Source organism: Moritella dasanensis ArB 0140, assembly GCF_000276805.1.
GTDB classification, from domain to species: domain Bacteria; phylum Pseudomonadota; class Gammaproteobacteria; order Enterobacterales; family Moritellaceae; genus Moritella; species Moritella dasanensis.
Map to the genome: position 1 here is coordinate 78,480 of NZ_AKXQ01000016.1, position 21,367 is coordinate 99,846.

Consider the following 21,367-nt stretch of genomic DNA (forward strand, 5'->3'; position numbering starts at 1 on the left):
AATGACTACTGAATTAAACTTTGACCGCCATATTAACCTTGCAGATGAAAAGCTCGGTGCTGAAGCTATTTTTGCTACCGATGATTTCTTTGCTGATAAACAGCGTATGTTAAAAACAGCAGCGGCGGTATTCGTTCCTGATTTATATGATGAAAATGGTAAATGGATGGACGGTTGGGAATCTCGTCGTAAACGCCATGAAGGTTATGATTACTGTATCGTTCGCCTTGGTTTACCGGGTTCAATTGAAGGTTTAAACATTGATACAGCTAACTTCACTGGCAACTACGCACCATCAGCATCGGTTGATGCATGTTTTGTAGCTGATGGCCAAGATCCACAAGCAGAAACACAATGGACAGAGATCTTAGCTTCAGAATCATTACAAGGTGACAGTGAGCATTTATTTAGCTTAACAGACAACACTGTTTATACTCATGTGCGCCTTAATATCTACCCTGACGGTGGTGTAGCACGTCTGCGTGTTTACGGTAAGCCAAGTATCAACTGGGATAACATCAGCGCCGATCAAGAAATCGACCTTGCAGCAACCGTTAATGGTGGTCGTGCGATTGCCTGTAACGATGAACACTTTGGCGTCATGGGTAATTTGCTAAACCCTGGCCGTGGTATCAACATGGGTGATGGCTGGGAAACAGCACGTCGTCGTACACCAGGTAATGACTGGGTAATTATCGCCTTAGGTAATAAAGGCAGTGTTAATCGCATCGAAATCGATACTGCGCATTTTAAAGGTAACTTCCCTGATTCAGTCAACATCCAAGCAGCTTGTGTGGCAGGCGGCACGGAAGAGCAGATCCAAGCGCAGAGCTTATTCTGGCGTGAACTGTTACCAGCACAAAAATTATCTGCAGATAATATCCACAACTATCAAGAGCAAGTGAATGTACTCGGTGATATTACCCATATCCGCGTCAACATTTATCCAGACGGTGGCATTAGCCGTGTGCGCATGTTCGGTACCGTATCGAAATGATGACTAGCATGATCACACTTGAGCCATTAACCGCAGATGCGTTTAAGCCTTATGGGGATGTGATAGCGACGGCTGACCGTGATCATTTCATGATCAACAATGGTTCTACCCGTCGCTATCATCAGCTTGCGAATGTTGATACCGAGGCCGAAGATGGCCGTACTATTATCAGTATTTTTCAAGCTACGCCTCTGGATTACCCGTTATCAGTCGCTATGATGGAACGTCATCCACTCGGCTCACAAGCGTTTATTCCTTTGTTTGGTAATAGCTATTTAATTTTAGTGGCAGCGCCGACTGGCGATCTTAACAATGATCCCTTAGACAGCCAAAACATACGTGGTTTCATCAGTGATGGTACGCAAGGCGTCAACTATCACAAAGGTGTCTGGCACCACCCTATCCTCGCATTAACAGACCAAGATCAGTTCTTAGTCGTTGATCGCGCTGGACCGGGTAATAACTGTGAAGAAGTACATTTTAGCGCTGCTAAAACGCGGGTATTAAAAAAACCAGTGTCAGTACCTAAGTGCTAATACATATATTTAATAAGGCGTACTTGTATAAAACAATACTTGTACGCCACTATAATAACAGGGAGTATTTATGGATCCGCATATTACGGAATGGCTGAATCTTGCGATTCGATGGATGCATATGATTGTTGGTATCGCTTGGATCGGTGCCTCATTCTATTTTGTATGGCTAGAAAACCACCTTAATCGCGTTAACCCAAAAACAGGGTTAGCCGGCGATCTTTGGGCTATTCATGGTGGTGGTATTTATCATTTAGAAAAATACAAACTCGCGCCAAAAGAGATGCCTGAAACATTACATTGGTTTAAATGGGAAGCCTATACTACGTTCATTAGTGGTATATCACTACTCACCGTGGTGTATTATTTCAATGCGCAAGCCATGTTAATCGCGCCAGAGTCTGGCTTAGTCGAATGGCAAGGTATTGCGATTGGTATCGCCACGATTGTGGTTGGTTGGATTGTGTATCATGTATTATGTGAATCGCCATTAGCACAAAAACCAGCCTTGATGGGCGTGGTATTAATGTTGATGATCATTGCCGTCGCTTACGGATTGTCACTGGTATTCACTGGCCGTGCTGCTTATATCCATGTCGGCGCGATGATCGGCTCTATCATGGTCGGTAACGTATTCTTTGTGATCATGCCAGGGCAACGCAAAATGGTCGCGGCAGTATCGAAAGGTGAAACGCCGGATCCAAAAGATCCAGCCAAAGCATTATTGCGTTCGCGCCATAATAACTACCTGACATTACCTGTGTTATTTATCATGATCAGTAATCACTTCCCAAGTACCTATGGCAGTGAGTACAACTGGTTAATATTAGCAGCGGTATCCATTATCAGTGTGTTAGTGCGTCATTACTTCAACACTCGCCACCAGCATCAGAAATACGCTTGGACCTTACCGTTTGCTGCTTTCGCGATGATCACGTTAGCGTATGTCACGAAACCAACAGTGGATAATAGCGCGCCACAAGTGGCCTTTAGTGAAGTACAAACGATTGTTGCTGAACGTTGCGCTGTGTGTCATGCCACCAATGGTGTAGCGCCAATGGCAGGGGTGCATCTTGATACGCCAGAAAACATCAAACTGAACTCAGATCGGGTATTATCGGCAGTACGTAACCGCGTTATGCCACAAGGTAATATCACAAAAATGACCACTGACGAACGTACAGTCTTGATCAATTGGATCAACCAAGGTGCGAAAATATAACACAGTAAACAAACCCCTACTCATCAATTGTGAGTAGGGGTTTTCAGATTTAACAGAATTAATGGAACAAAACACTATTATAAAGGTCTTAGTGCTATATAAAATAACAACAAAGCCTCCTATGGAACAATTAAACAATAACCTCTTTTTAGCCATTAACCAGTTTGCTGGCCAAAATCAAGTCGCGGATTACATCTTCATGTTCTTTGCCGAGGCAATGCCCTACCTCTTTATCATCTTTGTCATCGGCATATGGTTTCGCAGTGACGAACAAACGAAACGTTACCTTATTGGGGCAACATTAGCATCTATTGTGGGGATCGCGATCAACTCGCTTATCGCTCAAGTTTACTTTCACCCACGTCCTTTTATGAACGATTTGGGCACCACACTTGTCGCCCATACACCAAACTCATCATTCCCATCTGATCACACTACATTTATGTTTTGTATCGCATTTAGCTTGTTGTTTCATCAAGCAACAAAAACATTAGCATTGGGATTAACGGTGTTCGCTATTATAGGTGGGTTATCGCGGGTATATATTGGCGTACATTATCCTTTCGATATTGTAGCCGCATCAGTCATGGGGATGATGTCAGCAATGCTAGTACACACTGTTCGATATAAACTTGCAGGTATTTACAATCTAATTATTACGACCGGCGATCGCTTAACCAAGCGACTGTTATAGGTACGAGCCGTGGAGTTCGTCATATGATAGGGATTGAATAAATGTTCCGCACCAGCAGCACATTAGCTGTTGCTGGTACTATTTTCTGGTATTAGGCTTCGCTAACTAAGAAGCGCATGATCTCTTCCATGTCTAAGTTAAAATCATCCGCTCTTACCGACTGCGCGATACCATCATCAACCACAGACAAGTCAATCTGATTAGAATGTTCAAAATCGCACTTATCTAAACTGTAAAACGAATTCACTTTTGGGCGAATAGGATCCGCTTGATTATAACCTTCAACAATCGCCAAACGATTAGAATTCAATTTAACCAGTGAACCGACAGGGTAAACGCCCATACATTTGATAAAGCCATTAACCAAACTTAAATCTAATTGTCCGGCTTGGCCTAAGCTACGTAAAATACCAAATGCTTTTAACTGAGTAGAGCCTTCTTTATAACAACGATTTGCCGTTAAAGCATCGTAGATGTCGCAAATAGTAAGCATGCGCCCATAACGCGAAATTTGCTGTCCAGATAAGCCGTAGGGATAACCTTCACCGTTTAACTTTTCATGGTGTAAACCAGCAACATCTAAGCTTATTTTAGAAATACCCGGAATCGATTTAATAATATCGATAGAGTGATTGACGTGTAACTTCATAACGCCAAATTCATCAGCGGTTAATTTACCCGGCTTGTTGAGGATTTTATCTGGCGTGCGAATTTTGCCTATATCATGTAAAAAAGCACCAATTGCCAGTTCTCTGATGATGGTTTTTTCAATACCAAGATAACGAGAAAATAACGCCATCAGCATAGATACCGCAAAAGAATGTTCTAACAAATATTCATCTTTTTTACGGATATTGATCGCACACATCAGCGCGTCAGAATCGGTAAACAAAGTATCTATTAACTCAGTGGTAAGACTTTTTACTGAACAAAGATCTATCTGTGTACCTTCTTCAATATGCTGGAATAGCTTTCTCTGCACATCTTTAGACGTTGAAATAAGCGCTTTAGCTTCGATCATCTTCACATTGAACTCTTGTTTACGCCCAAATGAGCCAGACCTTAAGGCCGCAGCATCCGCTGCCATTTTGGCATCAAACTTTTCGGTATCCACTAATACGCGTTTAATGCCGAGTTCAATTAACTTATTAAGCACTACATCATTTTTAATCCATTCTGATGTTGTCAGCCTAAAACTGCCAGTTTGCACGGTGATTTTTTCAATGTAAGTACCCGCAGAAACATCGGCAATATCTTGTTCTATAAGCATAATAATCAGTGACTCAAAAAATAATAATAGTGTTAGAAATGTTACTTTATCACCATATACCGAGTAAATATACCTAATCCCTACCCCCCTGTTTTTATTAATTTTTTATAAATACTTTAGCTTCTATTTTGTGCGCTAAGTGCATGTTTTGTAGTTTTTTGACTAAGTATTTTATGTAACCAATACTCACCCAAGTAACGACAGCCGTTGCGCCCCACAATTCAAACAAAGCCACCACATGCAACTGTGAAATATATTGTTCAGCAATACCGATACTGGCAAACCAATCACCAGTGCTATACAAGGCTTTAGCACTGATCACTAACGGAAAGGTAAACGCTGCAAAACCAGGGTTAAAATCTAAGCGGGATAAGTGTAACAGCGCCATATAAATAACCACGGTCATCAATAGTGCAATGCCTAATAATACTGCGACGATTACCGGTGATGGTTGGGTCATAAAAGCCAAGTAACCGGTTAAACATAAGCTTGCTGGCGCCGCTAATATCGCAATTGAAGGTTTCGCACTCGCAGGGATTTTTTCACCAAAAATAAGACGGTTAATCATCACAGGTAATAACACCGCATAATTAACAATACCGAAGACTAAAATGGCATAACAAATCGGTTTGAATAACTCAGGTTGTGGACAAGTAAATACAGCAACAATTAAACCGATTGGTGGCACAAACCAGCTTGGTACCATATGCTGTAGTTGCATATCTTGGCAACGGTGGTAAAGAAACATGACCAAAAATACGACATGTAACACAATTGCCGCTAGCCATATGAATGAAGCTGTGGCAGGGTAAATAGCCGTTAGCGAACTTGATACCACCATCGTTGCCATAGCAAATGTCGGTACAACACTACCAACAACATGATGAGAAAGGTCATTCCAAAGTGTTTGTGGGTGAATGATAAAGCGTAATAACAAAGTGAGTAAGATCACCCCAGCAATCGTTGATGTCGTATTCTGCACATAACCACTGAAGCCATATATCGACTCCCACAGCGCACCCAGTGATGAAATACCTAAGGCAAGACCTGCTACTGGCGTTGGTAATAATTTAAAGTTAATTTTAATTTGGTTTAACATAATGCACCTCACTTGTTGATGAAGCTATTATAACCCTAGCTTTTAGTTAATTAAATCTGTATCTTTTTAACATTGAGTTAAAATAAGTTGAACAAGTATGAATCTATCGTTAAAACAATTACGTGTCTTTGTTGCAGTCAGTCAACAGCAGAGCATTACCCACGCTGCAAAAAGCTTATTTCTCACCAAAGCAGCAGTAAGCATGGCGCTCAGCGAACTCGAAAATCAATTAGGCCAACGGCTGTTTGATCGTACCAATAACCGCTTACACCTCAATCCACACGGTCAACGTTTATTGCCGATTGCCGATGAATTACTGCACCGAGCAGCCAGTATTGATACGCTGTTTCAGCAGTCTGGGCAGCTAATCGGTGAACTCGCGATTGGTGCAAGCGAAACTATCGGTAATCAGCTCTGCCCTTGGTTACTGGCCCAATTTCGACAACAGACCGCGCACACCCAGCAAACACTACACATCAGTAATAGCACCACCATTGCAGAAATGATATTACACTATCAACTGGATATCGGCATTATCGAAGGTGACGTAAACCACAATGATATAGAAACAACACCCTGGATCACAGATGAAATGTGCATCATTGTTGCCGCAGATCATCCGCTACTCGAAAGCACCGACTTAACGTTGGCTGATTTAACCGATACGGCGTGGGTATTACGTGAGTCAGGCTCTGGCAGCCGCGCCTTCTTTAAAAGTCACATAGCCCCCTTGGTTTCTCACTGGCAACTGGCCTATGAACTCAATTCTATCGAAGCACAGTTAAATTTTGTGGCGGCAGGATTAGGGATTGCTTGTGTGTCTAAATTTAGTGCGATACACGCTTTAGACAATGGCCGTGTACGGATATTACCGCTCGCGAATAAATTGGAACGACAGTACAAAATTATTATGCATAAGCAAAAGTACAAAAGTGAATTAATCACTGCGTTTATCGACTTTAGCCAACAATGGGATAGCTCGGTCTTGAAATAGCTCAGTCTTGAAATAGCTCAGTCTTGAAATAGTTCGGCATTAATACCTCCACTGCCTTAATCATCACCAACAAGTAAAAAAATACACTAGTATTAGTAGTAATGTAGACTGATAATTAAGGTAATTAAATGTTGAATGGACGCATATTTCATCCCCCGTTTCGGTTCGGGCTAGGGCGAAGACTCGGTATGGTGATAATGACAGCCATGGCGGTTAGCCAAGTACATGCTCATGACTCGCCTCTGCACTCGATACCAGAAACACCCTCACAAGATATAATTGTCAATCAACTAACCGTCGGGGTGAGTAGCAAATTACGGCATGGTACGGTACGTTCAGGAGAAACGCTGTCTTCGATAGCCAGACAGCATGCACCGACGAATATGTCGCGTAAAAAATACATGAATATGATTTTACAGCTTAATCCACAAGCGTTTATTAACAACAATAAAAATAAATTAAAAGCCAAAAGCGTGCTCATACTACCGAATTATCAAGATAATCATTATACAGTAGGTGATCCTAGTATTGCCAAACAACGCACCCAGTTCAATGACCAAAAAATTCAACTGCTTGAGTATAATGCAACCTTACAACTTAAATCGACTGCAGCAGTCGCACCGTTTTTTCCGCAAGTGCCTATTCGTGTCATCGTCCCGAACACATTAAGCCAACAACAAAAACAGGCCAAGTTACAAGCCCAGATACAGCAAACTCAACAAACCGTGATCCACGAACAAGTATCGTTATTGCAACAAATTAACCTACTAGAACAACAACTAAGTGTAAGTCAGGAAAGCGTAGCCGAACTCAACCACAATCAACAACAACTCGCCTTAAGAAATCAAAACTTACTGCTACAACTTCAAGATTTACACGTAAAATACGAGCACATCATCAAAAATTATACTTTCAGTCCTAAATTTTAGTTAAATAAGGATCTGCAATCGCAATTCCTTTGGTAATAGTTCATTAAATTATTACGCCTGAATACAACACCAACCTAGCTGGAAATTTCAGGATAAAGTATACTGACATCTTTGATATCAATCACTGCGAAGGGATAAAGATAAGTATGTCTACCATACGGAAGAAAAACGAAGGAAAGATTTTAAAAGCTGCCAGTCAAGTGTTTGCCAGTGAAGGTTACGCAGCAACCAAAACCATTGATATCGCGAAACTTGCCGGTGTACCAAAGGCCAACGTCTATTATTATTTTGGTAATAAAGAGACATTATATTCCGCTGTATTGGAAACGATCATTGAACCATTACTCAGCGCAACTCATCCTATCGAGACGATTGATAACCCTGCTATCGCCTTAACCGAATACATCAAGACTAAGCTAATCATCTCACGAGATTACCCTTATGCATCGAAAGTGTTCGCGAATGAGATCATGCGCGGTTCGCCATTATTATCTCCCGAAATACGCCAACGTTTAATGAATCAGAGTACCTTTCTACTCAATAAATTTACCCAATGGATTGACGCTGGTCAGATGGATAACGTATCACCACACCATCTGTTATTTATGATCTGGTCTTCAACGCAAACTTATGCCGACTTTAGCTGGCAGATTAATGCCGTCATGGGTAAAACATCGCTGGCTGCGAGTGATTATGATGACGCGGCACACCTCATCAGCCAACTGGTGTTAAAAGGCTGTAACGTACGCTCTTGTGATAGCAGTACTACACCAGCAGCGGTTTAAAGCTTAGCTAATCGGACTTAAGATTAATTTTTTGATATCCCCTAAGCCATTTTTAATACGCCGAATTTGAGGGTTAAGCAAAAACGCATAACCCTCATAACACAACGCATTCATAAACTTCCTTTGTGTACGGTAATAGTCGGCATAGCCTTCCTTTAATTTAGCATCAGCCAAAGCAAACGTATGTTTGCTCAATCCAAGATCACGCTGTTTATAACCCCTAATTATCTGCTCAATACACTTAAGGTGTTGTAAACGCTTACTATCAGTTTGGGTTATAGAATCACTACGCATAAGATAACCGGTATAACTTTTTGTTAAGGCCGCCACTTCAAAGTGCTCACAAATTTTTAGCCATAACTGCCAATCTTCGCAATAACTCATATCGACATCAAATAATCCCACCGTCTTAAAAACAGACGCTTTTACCATTACCGTTGATGTGCCCACCACATTGTGAGCCAGTACTTGGGCTAAAGGTTGCTTGATATAATGGCTCGGTGTCGTCACCTCGGCAAATTGATTCCAATAACCGAAGCAATCAACAATATACTGATATTGTTCATTCACATGATCATAATTAGTAAATGACATCGCGACATCCGGATTCGACTTATGTAAGGCCAGTTGCGTCGTTAATTTTTCTGGATACCAATAATCATCCGCATCTAAAAAAGCGATGTACTCGCCAGCAGCTTGTTCTATCGCGATATTACGCGCACCTGCAGCACCAACCCCTGTAGTAGTAATAACCTTAACGCAAACATGTTGCTGACTTAAAGTCTCCAAGTATTCAGCCGTTCCATCCGTGCTATTATCATTAACTATAATGATTTCTACATCACTTCGGTCTTGCTGCAAAATACTCGCTATCGCTTTTGGCAAATAAGCTAAACAATTATAACTTGGAATAATCACAGAAACTATATACACCATAACACCATCCTTATGTGACCTACCGACACTTGTTTTTCACATCTTAAAAACAATATCTTTTAGATATACTATTATTTATCAAAGGCTTCATTTTTATTTTAACTATGCTGCTAAGCCTAGCTAATAAATATGTTTTTGGATGTAATATCGGCAACATTATGCGCATTCAAATACCAAATTGACCGCCATAAAAATAAATATTTATGGACAAACGAATACATAGAGGACCTTAGAATGAAAAAAGTGGCATTTGTAGCACCGACGTATCCAGTACTAAGTGAAACATTCATCCGCACCGAGGTAGATTCAGTAAAAGCCTGCGGCCATCCGGTTTGTGTCATGACATTTACCAAACATAATGACTGCAGTGAGTTTGATTATGATACCCATACCATTGGGGAGAAAGCAGATTTTTCGTTAATTCGTACACTTAGTCCAACAGGTATGCTGAAAGCGTTACATTTCATTACTAAGCAACAATCCATGCCCAAATTATCCCTCTTTAAATACAGCCTACAACTCGCACTACAAATGCGTAAAGAAGAGATTAATCATGTCCATGCTCACTTTGCTCAGCATACCTGCACACACGCGATTGCCGCCGCGAAGATGATGGGGATCAGTAACTCCTTTGTTGCCCATGGTCATGATCTATATGAAACACCCTTTGATGTCGATTTAAAGGTAAATAACAGCAACTTTGTTATCGCTGTATGCAAAGATATGGAGAATGATTTAAAGAAGATAAACGACGATAAGATAAGGTTATTGCACTGCGGGGTTAAAACAAATCAATTTAAACCACCTGCTTTATCAGCCGAAAAAAACCAAGGTGGCACACCTATTAAACTGGTATTCTTAGGCCGGTTAGTGGAACAGAAAGGACTTAATTACTTGCTCCAAAGTCTCGCTGAATTAAATAAACCCCATTTAGTTACCTTAGATATTATTGGTGATGGCGAACTGCGCACAAACTTACAACAGCAAGTATATAAATTGGGGTTATCGAAATTTGTTCGCTTCCACGGGTCTAAATCACCCCATTGGGTCAGCCGTAATCTTGCCACTTTTGATTGTCTCGTTGCCCCATTTTGCGTATCACATTCAGGTTGTGTCGATACCGGTCCTTTAGTATTGAAAGAAGCCATGGCTGTCGGCGTACCGGTGATCACCACCGATTTAATGGGTTGCAAAGAGATAGTCGCGCCAGGAACAGGCTTGATCGTAAAACAAAAAAATAGCCAATCGCTGAGTCAGGCAATCACTGAATTTATCAATTACTCACCAGAAAAACACGAAGATATGAGACGTTTAGCTCGTTTAAATGTAGAAAATAATTTTGATGCTTTAAATCAGGCGAAGAGCCTATCAAATTGGATTGAGGCTTGTGCTAGTTAAATCTGGAAAGAAGAAATAAAATAGAAGAAAGATTAGCGATAGCAAATAACTAACGGAGTAAACTCGTCAGTTTACTCCGTTATCATCAGCTTAAATGTTACAAGCTGCTGTAACGATTTTCACCATACACATAAGTTTCACACACAACGCGATCATCACCCATCAGCATTAATGCAAACAAGGTTTCTTCTAACGACGTTGAGTTATCCATGCGGAATTTAAGCAACGGCGTTGCGGCTAAATCCAATACTACGAAATCAGCTTCTTTGCCTACTGCTAAATTACCAATTTTGTCTGCTAAGCGTAATGCATTTGCACCGCCTAACGTTGCTAGATAAAGTGATTTAAACGGGCTTAGCGCCTGTCCTTGCAACTGCATTACTTTATACGCTTCATTCATCGTTGATAATAATGAGAAACAAGTACCCGCGCCTACATCCGTACCCATGCCAACATTCACACCGAATTTTTCTAAACGCGGTAAATCGAGCAGACCCGAACCTAAGAATAGGTTTGAAGTAGGACAGAAAGCCACTGCAGAACCCGTATCAGCCAAACGCTGACATTCGCTATCACACAAATGAATACCATGTGCAAATACCGAACGTTCACTTAACAGACCGTGATGATCGTATACATCAAGGTAGTTAGTGCGCTCAGGGAATAACTCTTTAACCCACTCAATTTCTTTTAAGTTTTCTGATAAATGCGTGTGCATATAGAGATCTGGATATTCACTTAACAAACGCGCCGCTACATCAAGTTGTTCGGGCGTACTTGTCGGTGCAAAACGAGGGGTTACCGCATAATGTAAGCGGCCTTTGTGGTGCCAGCGTTCGATTAATTCTTTACTGTCTTCGTAACACGTTTCAATGGTATCGGTTAAGAAATCAGGCGCGTTACGATCCATCATCACTTTACCGCAAATAATACGTAAGTTACGTAATTCCGCTTGAGTGAAGAAGCTATCAACCGATTCTTTATGCACAGTGCCGAATACTAACGCTGTCGTCGTACCGTTACTCATTAATTCTTGTAAGAAGATCTCGGCCACTTTTGTCGCATGCGCTGGATCATCAAATTTACCTTCTGCAGGGAAGGTATAGTTATTTAACCAATCCAGTAATTGCTCGCCATATGACGCGATCATACCCGTCTGTGGGTAATGCACATGGGTATCAATGAAACCCGATGTGATGATCTTGTTTTCATAGACTTTAACATCGATATCGCTGCTTTCATTAGCCAGGATCTCATCGGCGTTACCGATTGCTTGCACGATACCATTTTCAATAATCAGGGCACCATCAGCGAAATATTCATACGAATTTTCCATACCGACTTTATCGGGATCACCCAAGCTATGTAATATTGCTGATCGGTATGCTGTTCGAATTGTACTCATTTAAAACTTCCTTCATTATGCTGCTGCATCAAATCTCGCGCTATCCTAATACTCTGGTGATAGCGTGTCTATAATTATACACTGTCGATGACTAGGCTAACTTAGCTATGTCGCTATTTACTTGCACTAGATTAGGTTTTTGTTTGTTTTCTAACGCTCTGCCTTGATAAATGGCAATTAACTCACCCGCCACTGAAATGGCAATCTCGGCAGGATGTTTACCCACCACAGCACTAATGCCAATCGGGCAAATCATTTGGTTAATCTGGGTATCAGTAAAATCACGTGCACGCAGTCGATACTGAAAACGCTTTTTCTTGGTCTGCGAACCTATCAGGCCAAAATATTTGGCGTCACCGCGTTTTAAAATCGCTTTGGCTAAATCAAAATCCAGCTGATGATTATGCGTCATCACTAGGTAGTAACTGCCTGCTGGCATATCGCGCACATCGCCAACCGGATCATCACTCAGTAGCTTGGTGACATTGTCGGGCAATTGCGCCGGGAATTGCTCTTCGCGCTCATCAATCCAAGTCACACGAAATGGTAGAGTTGCAACAACATGCAATAACGCTTTCGCCACATGTCCAGCACCAAATACGGCTAAGTGCTGTAATGACTGGCCAATCGGTTCAAACATCAAAGTTGCACTGCCACCGCAACATTGCCCTAAGCGCGCACCTAAATCAAAGCGTTCGACGACCAGTGATTCTTTAGCATCCACTAACATCTCGCGCGCCATTTTAGTGGCTAAGTGTTCTAAATGACCGCCGCCAATCGTGGCATAGAGCTTATCTTGCGTGACCAACATTTTGGTGCCTGAATCTCGCGGTGTTGAACCGTGATGCTCAAGCACCGTTACCATGATGCATGCTTCACCGCGCTGCTTTAGCGCCGCAAGTGGGTCAATCCAATTGTCTTCAAACATCATCAATCTCCTTACTAAACAGCTTAGTGACACCATTACACGTTTAAACCTAAGCGGTAACAGTCGTTACTTTTGATTCACTAACGAGTGCGTCTTTTACCTTATCGGCCTGATTGTGGGCATATAAATAGTCTTCGGCGTCTTGTACTGCCCACAGCACGCGTTCTGGTGTGGCTGGTGTATCTAGATGTGGCATATATTGATGGTCTGCGACACTCGCGGCGGCATCACGCAATGCACTCCACACTGACATACTCAACATAAACGGTGGTTCACCCACGGCTTTGGAGTTATAAACCGTCTGCTCGGGGTTACTGCGGTTTTCAACTAAATGGGTTCTAAAATCTATTGGTGTATCAGCAATGGCTGGAATCTTGTAACCCATAGGGCCATTAGTGGCTAACTTACCTTTGTCATTCCAGACTAATTCTTCAGTGGTTAACCAACCCATACCTTGAATAAAGCCACCTTCAATTTGGCCTATATCAATATCAGGATTAAGTGACGCGCCAACATCATGGAGAATATCGACACGCAGCGTTTTGTACTCACCTGTTAAGGTATCAATTAATACTTCAGAACAAGATGCACCATAAGCAAAGTAATAGAATGGACGCCCTTTCGCGGTGGCATGATCATAATAGATCTTCGGCGTTTTATAAAAGCCAGTACTCGATAGCGAGATCTGGTTAAAGTAAGCCAGTTGGATCAAATCGCTAAACGTCATGATCTGTTCACGAATGGTCACGGTATTATTACTGAAGGTAACTTCTTCGTCTGTCACGCTAAAATGCGCCACACAGAAATCAATCAAACGCTGCTTAATCGTACGCGCTGCATTTTGTGCCGCTTTACCGTTTAAGTCAGTACCTGACGAGGCCGCTGTTGGTGAAGTATTCGGTACTTTACCGGTATTCGCCGAGGTGATTTGAATATTTTCAATATCCACTTGGAATTCTTGCGCGACAATCTGCGCCACTTTGGTATTAAGCCCTTGGCCCATTTCGGTGCCACCATGACTTAACTGCATGCTGCCATCCGTGTAAACGTGCAGTAATGCCCCCGCTTGGTTCAAGAATGTCGCTGTAAACGAAATACCAAACTTAACCGGTGTTAGCGAGATACCCTTTTTCAAAATCGGGCTGGTTTTATTGTATTCATCAATCGATTTACGACGTTGTGCATACTCACTACTCACTTCAAGATCAGCCACCAAGTCATGAATAAAGTTATCTTCTACTTTCTGATAGTAATGCGTGACGTTTCTGTCTTCGATACCGTAAAAATTCACTTTACGCACATCGAGTGGATCTTTACCTAACTTACCGGCGATCTCATCCATAATGTGTTCAATGGTCATCATGCCTTGCGGGCCACCAAAACCACGGAATGCAGTGTTTGATGCGGTATTGGTTTTACAACGATGACCAGTAATCGTTGCATCACCTAAATAGTAAGCGTTGTCAGAATGGAACATGGCACGATCCGTAATAGAGCTAGAAAGATCCGGTGAATAACCACAGTTACTTGCCACGATAATATCAATGCCATTAATTTGGCCATCGTCATTAAAGCCAACTTTATATTGATTAAAGAACGGGTGACGCTTGCCTGTCATCATCATGTCTTCAACACGGGGTAAACGGATCTTAGTTGGTCGTCCTGTTAGTTTGGCAAATACCGCACAGAGACAGGCTGGTCCTGCTGCTTGGGTTTCTTTACCACCAAAACCACCACCCATACGACGCATATCAATAACGACTTTATGCATAGGTACGCCAATCACTTCCGCCACCAGCTTTTGCACTTCGGTTGGATTCTGGGTTGAAGCATAAACAATCATGCCACCATCTTCGGTTGGCATCACTGACGCGGCTTGCGTTTCTAAATAGAAATGCTCCTGACCACCTATATGGATACTGCCTTCTAAAATATGCTTAGCTGCTGACAATGCAGCAGCTGAGTTACCGCGTTTTTGTTGGTGTGATTCGGTCACAAAACTCTTTTTAGCCAATGCTTCTTCCACACATAAAATGGCTGGCAGCTCTTCATATTCAATGATGGCCGCTTGCGCTGCTTGGCGAGCTATTTCCATCGAACTTGCCGCAACCGCAATAACCGCTTGTCCAAGGTATTCCACTTTGCCATCAGCTAATAATGGATCGCCCGGTAAAATGGCACCGATATCTAATTCGCCCGGCACATCTTTCGCTTGGATAGCTAATTCAACACCGTCAAATTCATAACAAGGTGTTAGGTCGATCTTAATAATATTGGCATGCGCCACATCGCTCATGCGCACATACACGTGCAATTGATTTGGGTATTCTAGGCGATCATCGACATAAACAGCTTCGCCTGTTACCTGAATACCAGCACTGTCGTGTTTTACATTTTTACCAACACCGGTTTTGATCGAACCATTAGCTTGTGCTAACAATTGCTGCTGTGATAATTGTACTTTATTGTGATTAGACATAAGACGTTACCCGCGTTTCAATTGTTGTATTTTGCAATTCTAAATAAAATTTCTTCAGTAAATTCTTCGCTGTTAATGAACGGTATTCTTTACTGGCACGAAAATCTGACAATGGCGAAAAGTCTTTCGCTAATGCCTGCATCGCTGCTGCTACATTGTGATATTCCCAGGTTGCGCCCAATAATATTTTTTCAGCGTGTTGCGCGCGCATCGGCGTCGCCGACATCCCACCAAACGCAATGCGAATATCAGTAACGACATTGTCTTTCAAGGTAATATTAAATGCGCCCAGTACTGCCGAAATATCATCATCAAGACGTTTAGATAACTTGTAAGTACGGAATATTTGTTCTGCTGTCGGCAATGGAATAATAATTTTAGTAATAAACTCAGCCGCTTGTTGCGCTGTTACTTTGTAACCAACAAAGTAATCGTCTAAATCCATCACGCGCACTGCATCACCACAACGTAATTCGACTTGCGCATTCAGTGCCATTAACGCTGGCGGTGTATCACCAATGGGCGATGCATTACCGATGTTGCCACCAATCGTACCTTGATTACGTACTTGCAGTGATGCAAAGCGATGTAAAAGTTCACCAAAATCAGGGAAGTATTGCGCTAACGTGCTGTAGCTGTCGGTGAGGCTTGTTGCTGCACCAATTTCGATATGACGGTCAGTCACCGTGATATTTTTCATCTCGGCGACGTTACCAACTGCAATAAGGGTATTGATAGGACGGTGGAATTGCGTGACTTCCAAGGCTAGATCAGTACCACCGGCCACAATACGGGCATCGGGGTGTTTCACCAATAATGCAGCTAAGTCAGCAACATTATCCGGTGAATAAGCCGTTTGGCCGTTACCTGAGAGTATTTGTGTACCGCTGCGCTCAATAGTATTAAGTTTGGCTACGGTTTCAGTTTCTAAACGTTCAAACGCATCAACAATATGATCTTGTTCTACTAATGCCATTGCTGAATCTATGATAGAGCGATAACCCGTACAACGACATAAGTTACCTGCTAGCGCTTCAAAGATGGCCTGTTTATCGGCTGACGGGGTATTTTTGCTTAACGCAAACATCGACATGACAAACCCAGGAGTACAATAACCACATTGGGTACCGTTATAATCAACAAGTGCTTGCTGCACTTGATGTAAGGTGCCGTCTTTGGATTTAAGGTCTTCGACTGTGATCAATTGCTTACCATGTAACGCGGATATAAACGTAATACACGCATTCACTGATGTATAGCGGATCCGCCCATCGACAACATCACCAAGTACAACGGTACAAGCACCGCAGTCTCCTGATGCACAACCTTCTTTAGTCCCTTTCTTCGCTTCTTGTTGGCGTAAAAAATTAAGGACTGTGGTATTGGGTGAAAGGTCAGATACCTGACACATCTTTTGGTTAAGTAGAAACTTAATCAAGTCGTACCTCCTGCGTTGTTCCATAACATTGACATTGATTGCTATTATTTGTTGTTATTAGCTGTGTTTTGACTCAGTAATAGTGCTCTCAGATTTAAAACCTGACTCGAGAGTCAACTTATTGTTACATAAAAATAACAATTGAGACACATCTTAATCCAATAAATCAAAGGTTATACATACAATTATAGTGAAGATTAGCGCAGGCAATAGGCTGGAGTCGTAGAAAAAACAATGCCAAGTCACGGCGAACTTGGCATTATGTGTATACAATATGATGGAAAGTAACAGTATTTAATTTTTATTATTACATGCGTTGTTTCTGTTTAACGCATCATAACTTTTTGTCCAACACATTAACTTTTTTTATTTAATACATTAGAGAACACGACATGTAAATCGCTAGACACAGTTTCACCATCCAAATTTAATTTAGATTCGATGTGTTGCAAATGCTCGCGCATTAATAAACAAGCCTGCTCGGTGTCTTTCGCTTCAATCGCATCAAGTAAGCCACTGTGCTCGTCCAATACACAATGGGTACTGGTCGCCACTTCATATTGGGCAATGATTAACGAACTTAATGATACCAAGCTACGCTGGAAGTTAAATAACGGCGCATTACCCGACATTTCAGCCAGTTTTAAATGAAACTCACCTGATAAGCGGATAGCTTTACCCAAATCACCTTGTTTAGTAGCCACATTTTCAGCGACGATTAACTTACGTAAATGATTGATCTGTTTAGTCGTTGCATTCTCAACAGCCAATTTAGTAATGGCGTCTTCTAAGGTATGGCGGGCAATAAAAACTTGTTTTGCTTCTTCAACAGAAGGCGATGCCACAACAGCACCACGATTAGGCCGGATGACCACAACTTGTTCGTGCGATAAACGTAATAATGCGCGACGTATAATAGTGCGACTGACACTAAAAATATCACCTAATGCTTCTTCATTTAACTTAGTACCAGGCGGTAGACGACGTTCAAGTATGGCATCAAAGATATGGGCATAGACGATATCGTCTTGAGGCATCGAGCCTGACTTGCCTTCTGCTTCAACAGAACTACTGAGATCAGACATTATTTTCACCCTTGTTAACCGACTTAGTTATCTCAATACAATTAAGTACGCGCTATAACCTAAAAATTATTTATATAAAGGCATAATATGTTAACGCTGTGTAACAATCTAGCCTTATCTTGTATCCCATCTTAAAAATAATTGAAACAATTTATAAACAGACTTTATGTTTTTGAACAGAGATAGTCCGATGCTGAGTGTTAGATATTAAAAAACCGATGATTAAGAGTCATCGGTTTGTATTTTAAAAAGCTATTTAGTATCGATTACCGGTTGAGTAACTGATCAACCTCAACGGCTAAAGCAACGGTTGCGCCCACCATCGGGTTATTTCCCATACCAATAAACCCCATCATAGCAACGTGAGATGGCACCGACGAACTACCGGCAAATTGTGCATCTGCATGCATACGTCCCATCGTATCCGTCATACCATACGATGCAGGACCCGCCGCGACATTATCTGGATGTAAAGTACGTCCCGTACCACCACCTGAGGCGACAGAAAAGTAAGCATGACCAGTGCGAATGCATTCTGATTTATAAATACCAGCGACAGGGTGCTGAAAACGAGTTGGATTCGTTGAATTACCGGTAATACTCACATCCACACCAGCAGCGTGCATAATAGCAACGCCTTCACGCACATCATCAGCGCCATAACACAGAATGTCGCCACGAGGGCCTGCTGCGAATGAACGACGGCTCACTTCTTTTAGCTCATTAGTATCATAATCAAATTGAGTTCTGACATAGGTAAAGCCATTAATACGCGAGATCAGATAAGCAGCATCTTTACCCAAACCATTTAGAATAACTTTAAGCGGTGTTTGACGTGATTTATTCACATTCAACGCAATTTTTATCGCGCCCTCTGCGGCAGCGAAAGATTCATGCCCAGCAAGGAATGCAAAACATTGGCTTTTCTCATTCAATAATCGCGCTGCAAGTGCGCCATGCCCAAGCCCAACTTTACGTTGTTTAGCGACACTGCCCTCTTTCGTAAATGCTTGTAGCCCTTCACCTATAATATTAGCGGCCTCTTCAGCAGAACTCGCCTCGCGATATAGCGCTAATGCAGTGCCTATGGTATATGCTTCAGCGGCACTATCGAATGCAATAGGCTGAGTTTCCATAACTAACGCTTTAGAGTCGATACCTTTAGCCAGGCAATATTGATAAGCTTCATCAATTGAAAACAGGTTGATTTCATTTAGTATTGCAGTGATTTGGTTTGTCATCACTGAGTTTGTAACAGTTTTATTTGTAATAGTCTGGTTTGCAATAGTTTGATTCGTCATAGTAGTGCCCTCAGGTTAAGCTTCACGTGGATTAATGGTTTTAACTGCATCGTCAAAGCGACCATACTTCCCGGTAGCAGACTTCATTGCTTCATCAGCTTGAAAACCCTTGCTAACCGCTTTCATCATTTTCCCAAGGTTGACGTATTCATAACCAATCACTTCATTATTTTCATCTAAACCTAATTGAGTGACATAACCTTCGGCAATCTCCATATAGCGAACGCCTTTAGCACTGGTGCCATAGCTAGTGCCAACTTGACTACGTTGAGTTTGCCCTAGGTCTTCTAAAGCCGCGCCAATTTCTAACCCACCTTCAGAAAAAGCAGATTGCGTACGACCATAGGCAAATTGGAGGAATATTTCACGCATTGCAACATTGATTGCATCGCAGACCAAATCAGTATTCATCGCTTCAAGAATGGTTTTCCCGGTAATGATTTCAGCCGCCATTGCTGCTGATTGCGTCATACCAGAACAGCCAATCGTTTCAATTAAGGCTTCTTCGATAATGCCTTCTTTAACATTAAGCGTGAGTTTTGCAGCCCCTTGTTGTGGCGCACAGGTACCGACACCATGACTTAAACCAGAGATCGCAATCACTTCTTTAGGATTGATCATTCGACCTTCGATTGGAATGGGTGCTGATGCATGGAGATCGCCGCGTTGAATCGGGCACATTGATTGGATTTCAGAAGAGTAGTGCATACAATTATCCTATTAGATTTAGGAAAACAAGGCATCATCACAGGTTAAATAACAGTTCAGTTAATAGTATGCATAACGCAGATCTATGACTTAGATGTTATTTTACAGATTCACTTGTTCTCAAATTTAATAGGAGTCATCAGCCAGAGATTGGCGGTTAAGTAGGTGGCACCCCATCACCTTATGTGGTTATTTTAGAGCCGTAGCTCTTTTTGATGCAAGCATTACTATAGACCGGTTTTTTATATTAAACCGTTCCTATATAAGCATCGATATAGCCTTAACTATACATACTAACTGTACTCTCTAATTTTCAATGGCTTGCTAGTATCATAACTGTTTAATACATCTAATAAGTTAGCGGTACTTGAGACAGTATCAGAAGGAGATGTTATATCTTCATTAAATTCATTGGCTTGAGCAAGTTCATTCAGCGTCGGCTTAATTAACGTATCATGGGCTAATTTTTGCTGTAACAAATGCGAACTATTTTGCACCACAGATTCAGGCACATATTTAATATCACCGACGTTCACAGCGATTTCTGGCGAGAAGCAGATTTCTAAACGCATCGCAGCCATATTGTTAGTGACTGCATATTCATTCAACCGAACCATACGGGCAGCATCGTACGCTGACGTATCAACGGCAGGTTGCTTAATCTCGATTTGTTTCTGATCAGTAATGTCAGATGACAACATACTTAATAGCAAAGCAAATTTTGCTCTATCACCATTTAAAGCACATCTATTTAATTGTTGGCCAAGTTGCAACTCATCAATTAAAGCATGTTGTCGTATCGATTGAACGTAAATAAAGGTACCTCTTTAACAAGATTGCGCGCAGAACAACCAAATTTTGCCGCGAAATAATCAACTAGTAAGTTATCGGCCTGTTTTTCAAAATATTTAGCTGTTTATTTGAAGTTTTTATTCACATATAGACATTTTCTGATATTATCCGTTTCGTACTTGTGGAGGGGTTCCCGAGTGGCCAAAGGGATCAGACTGTAAATCTGACGGCTCAGCCTTCGAAGGTTCGAATCCTTCTCCCTCCACCACAATATTTAAGTTATGTTGATTACATTTACTCATTTTAAATGAGCAAAAGGTCGACATAATACAACATCTACCATTGCGAGTAGATGAAAAAAGCATTACTTG

19 protein-coding genes, 1 tRNA gene and 1 riboswitch are annotated in these 21,367 nt (G+C 41.7%); of the genes, 9 read left to right on the forward strand and 11 right to left on the reverse strand.

Annotated elements, in window-relative coordinates:
* Position 1: 1 nt before the first annotated feature.
* From alc to A923_RS0114255, 4 genes are all read left to right on the forward strand, one after another.
* Positions 2–997 (forward strand): allantoicase, encoded by a 996-nt coding sequence (gene alc / locus A923_RS0114240; RefSeq protein ID WP_017222351.1) that lies wholly within the window; start codon positions 2–4, stop codon positions 995–997.
* Positions 997–1,533, forward strand: a complete 537-nt coding sequence (locus A923_RS0114245; protein ID WP_026006251.1) for an ureidoglycolate lyase — start codon at positions 997–999, stop codon at positions 1,531–1,533. The genes alc and A923_RS0114245 overlap by 1 nt, the downstream gene beginning before the upstream one ends.
* Positions 1,534–1,603: 70 nt before the next feature.
* Positions 1,604–2,755, forward strand: a complete 1,152-nt coding sequence (locus A923_RS0114250) for a urate hydroxylase PuuD (protein ID WP_017222353.1) — start codon at positions 1,604–1,606, stop codon at positions 2,753–2,755.
* Positions 2,756–2,876: 121 nt separating this feature from the next.
* Positions 2,877–3,449, forward strand: coding sequence for an undecaprenyl-diphosphatase (locus tag A923_RS0114255; protein ID WP_017222354.1), 573 nt, complete (start codon positions 2,877–2,879; stop codon positions 3,447–3,449).
* Between the two features lie 91 nt (positions 3,450–3,540).
* Here the strand turns inward: A923_RS0114255 and A923_RS0114260 are convergent, their stop codons facing one another.
* Together A923_RS0114260 and A923_RS22285 are read right to left on the reverse strand one after the other, a co-directional pair.
* Positions 3,541–4,719 (reverse strand): cyclic di-GMP phosphodiesterase, encoded by a 1,179-nt coding sequence (locus A923_RS0114260; RefSeq protein WP_017222355.1) that lies wholly within the window; start codon positions 4,717–4,719, stop codon positions 3,541–3,543.
* Between the two features lie 97 nt (positions 4,720–4,816).
* On the reverse strand, positions 4,817–5,818 hold the full coding sequence (locus A923_RS22285; RefSeq protein ID WP_017222356.1) for a TDT family transporter: 1,002 nt from the start codon (positions 5,816–5,818) through the stop codon (positions 4,817–4,819).
* Between the two features lie 97 nt (positions 5,819–5,915).
* Here A923_RS22285 and A923_RS0114270 point away from each other — a divergent pair, with 97 nt between their 5' ends.
* The 3 genes from A923_RS0114270 to A923_RS0114280 all read left to right on the forward strand — a co-directional run bounded on the left by A923_RS0114270 (position 5,916) and on the right by A923_RS0114280 (position 8,526).
* Positions 5,916–6,812: a LysR substrate-binding domain-containing protein gene (locus tag A923_RS0114270; protein WP_017222357.1), complete on the forward strand. Its 897-nt coding sequence runs from the start codon at positions 5,916–5,918 to the stop codon at positions 6,810–6,812.
* A gap of 188 nt (positions 6,813–7,000) precedes the next feature.
* Entirely contained in the window at positions 7,001–7,741 is a 741-nt protein-coding gene (locus A923_RS0114275; RefSeq protein WP_237716221.1) for a type IV pilus assembly protein FimV, read from the forward strand.
* A 146-nt stretch (positions 7,742–7,887) separates the two neighbouring features.
* Positions 7,888–8,526, forward strand: a complete 639-nt coding sequence (locus tag A923_RS0114280; RefSeq protein WP_017222359.1) for a TetR/AcrR family transcriptional regulator — start codon at positions 7,888–7,890, stop codon at positions 8,524–8,526.
* A 3-nt stretch (positions 8,527–8,529) separates the two neighbouring features.
* On the opposite strand, the gene A923_RS0114285 is transcribed toward A923_RS0114280, so the two are convergent.
* Entirely contained in the window at positions 8,530–9,462 is a 933-nt protein-coding gene (locus tag A923_RS0114285; protein ID WP_017222360.1) for a glycosyltransferase family 2 protein, read from the reverse strand.
* A 234-nt stretch (positions 9,463–9,696) separates the two neighbouring features.
* Here A923_RS0114285 and A923_RS0114290 point away from each other — a divergent pair, with 234 nt between their 5' ends.
* The gene (locus A923_RS0114290) at positions 9,697–10,860 is read left to right on the forward strand and encodes a glycosyltransferase family 4 protein (protein WP_017222361.1); all 1,164 of its coding nucleotides are present in this window, start codon (positions 9,697–9,699) and stop codon (positions 10,858–10,860) included.
* A gap of 97 nt (positions 10,861–10,957) precedes the next feature.
* Here the strand turns inward: A923_RS0114290 and guaD are convergent, their stop codons facing one another.
* The 8 genes from guaD to A923_RS0114330 all read right to left on the reverse strand — a co-directional run bounded on the left by guaD (position 10,958) and on the right by A923_RS0114330 (position 21,019).
* The gene (gene guaD / locus A923_RS0114295; RefSeq protein WP_017222362.1) at positions 10,958–12,265 is read right to left on the reverse strand and encodes a guanine deaminase; all 1,308 of its coding nucleotides are present in this window, start codon (positions 12,263–12,265) and stop codon (positions 10,958–10,960) included.
* Between the two features lie 91 nt (positions 12,266–12,356).
* Entirely contained in the window at positions 12,357–13,196 is an 840-nt protein-coding gene (gene xdhC / locus A923_RS0114300; protein ID WP_017222363.1) for a xanthine dehydrogenase accessory protein XdhC, read from the reverse strand.
* 46 nt (positions 13,197–13,242) lie between these two features.
* On the reverse strand, positions 13,243–15,672 hold the full coding sequence (gene xdhB, locus A923_RS0114305; protein WP_017222364.1) for a xanthine dehydrogenase molybdopterin binding subunit: 2,430 nt from the start codon (positions 15,670–15,672) through the stop codon (positions 13,243–13,245).
* The gene (gene xdhA, locus A923_RS0114310; RefSeq protein ID WP_192810691.1) at positions 15,665–17,110 is read right to left on the reverse strand and encodes a xanthine dehydrogenase small subunit; all 1,446 of its coding nucleotides are present in this window, start codon (positions 17,108–17,110) and stop codon (positions 15,665–15,667) included. Before xdhA ends, xdhB begins: the two co-directional genes overlap by 8 nt.
* A 356-nt stretch (positions 17,111–17,466) precedes the next feature.
* Positions 17,467–18,195, reverse strand: a complete 729-nt coding sequence (locus tag A923_RS0114315) for a GntR family transcriptional regulator (RefSeq protein ID WP_017222366.1) — start codon at positions 18,193–18,195, stop codon at positions 17,467–17,469.
* A gap of 266 nt (positions 18,196–18,461) precedes the next feature.
* Positions 18,462–19,496, reverse strand: coding sequence for a GGGtGRT protein (locus A923_RS0114320; protein ID WP_017222367.1), 1,035 nt, complete (start codon positions 19,494–19,496; stop codon positions 18,462–18,464).
* Positions 19,497–19,511: 15 nt separating this feature from the next.
* Positions 19,512–20,204 carry an iron-sulfur cluster assembly scaffold protein gene (locus A923_RS0114325; protein ID WP_017222368.1) on the reverse strand — a complete coding sequence of 231 codons (693 nt, stop codon included), beginning with the start codon at positions 20,202–20,204 and terminating at the stop codon, positions 19,512–19,514.
* A 123-nt stretch (positions 20,205–20,327) separates the two neighbouring features.
* A riboswitch (Fluoride riboswitch) is annotated at positions 20,328–20,394 on the reverse strand.
* Positions 20,395–20,497: 103 nt separating this feature from the next.
* Positions 20,498–21,019 carry a VC2046/SO_2500 family protein gene (locus A923_RS0114330; protein WP_337454751.1) on the reverse strand — a complete coding sequence of 174 codons (522 nt, stop codon included), beginning with the start codon at positions 21,017–21,019 and terminating at the stop codon, positions 20,498–20,500.
* A gap of 160 nt (positions 21,020–21,179) precedes the next feature.
* Between A923_RS0114330 and A923_RS0114335 the strand changes: the two genes are divergently transcribed.
* A tRNA-Tyr gene (locus A923_RS0114335) sits at positions 21,180–21,264 on the forward strand.
* Positions 21,265–21,367: the final 103 nt, after the last annotated feature.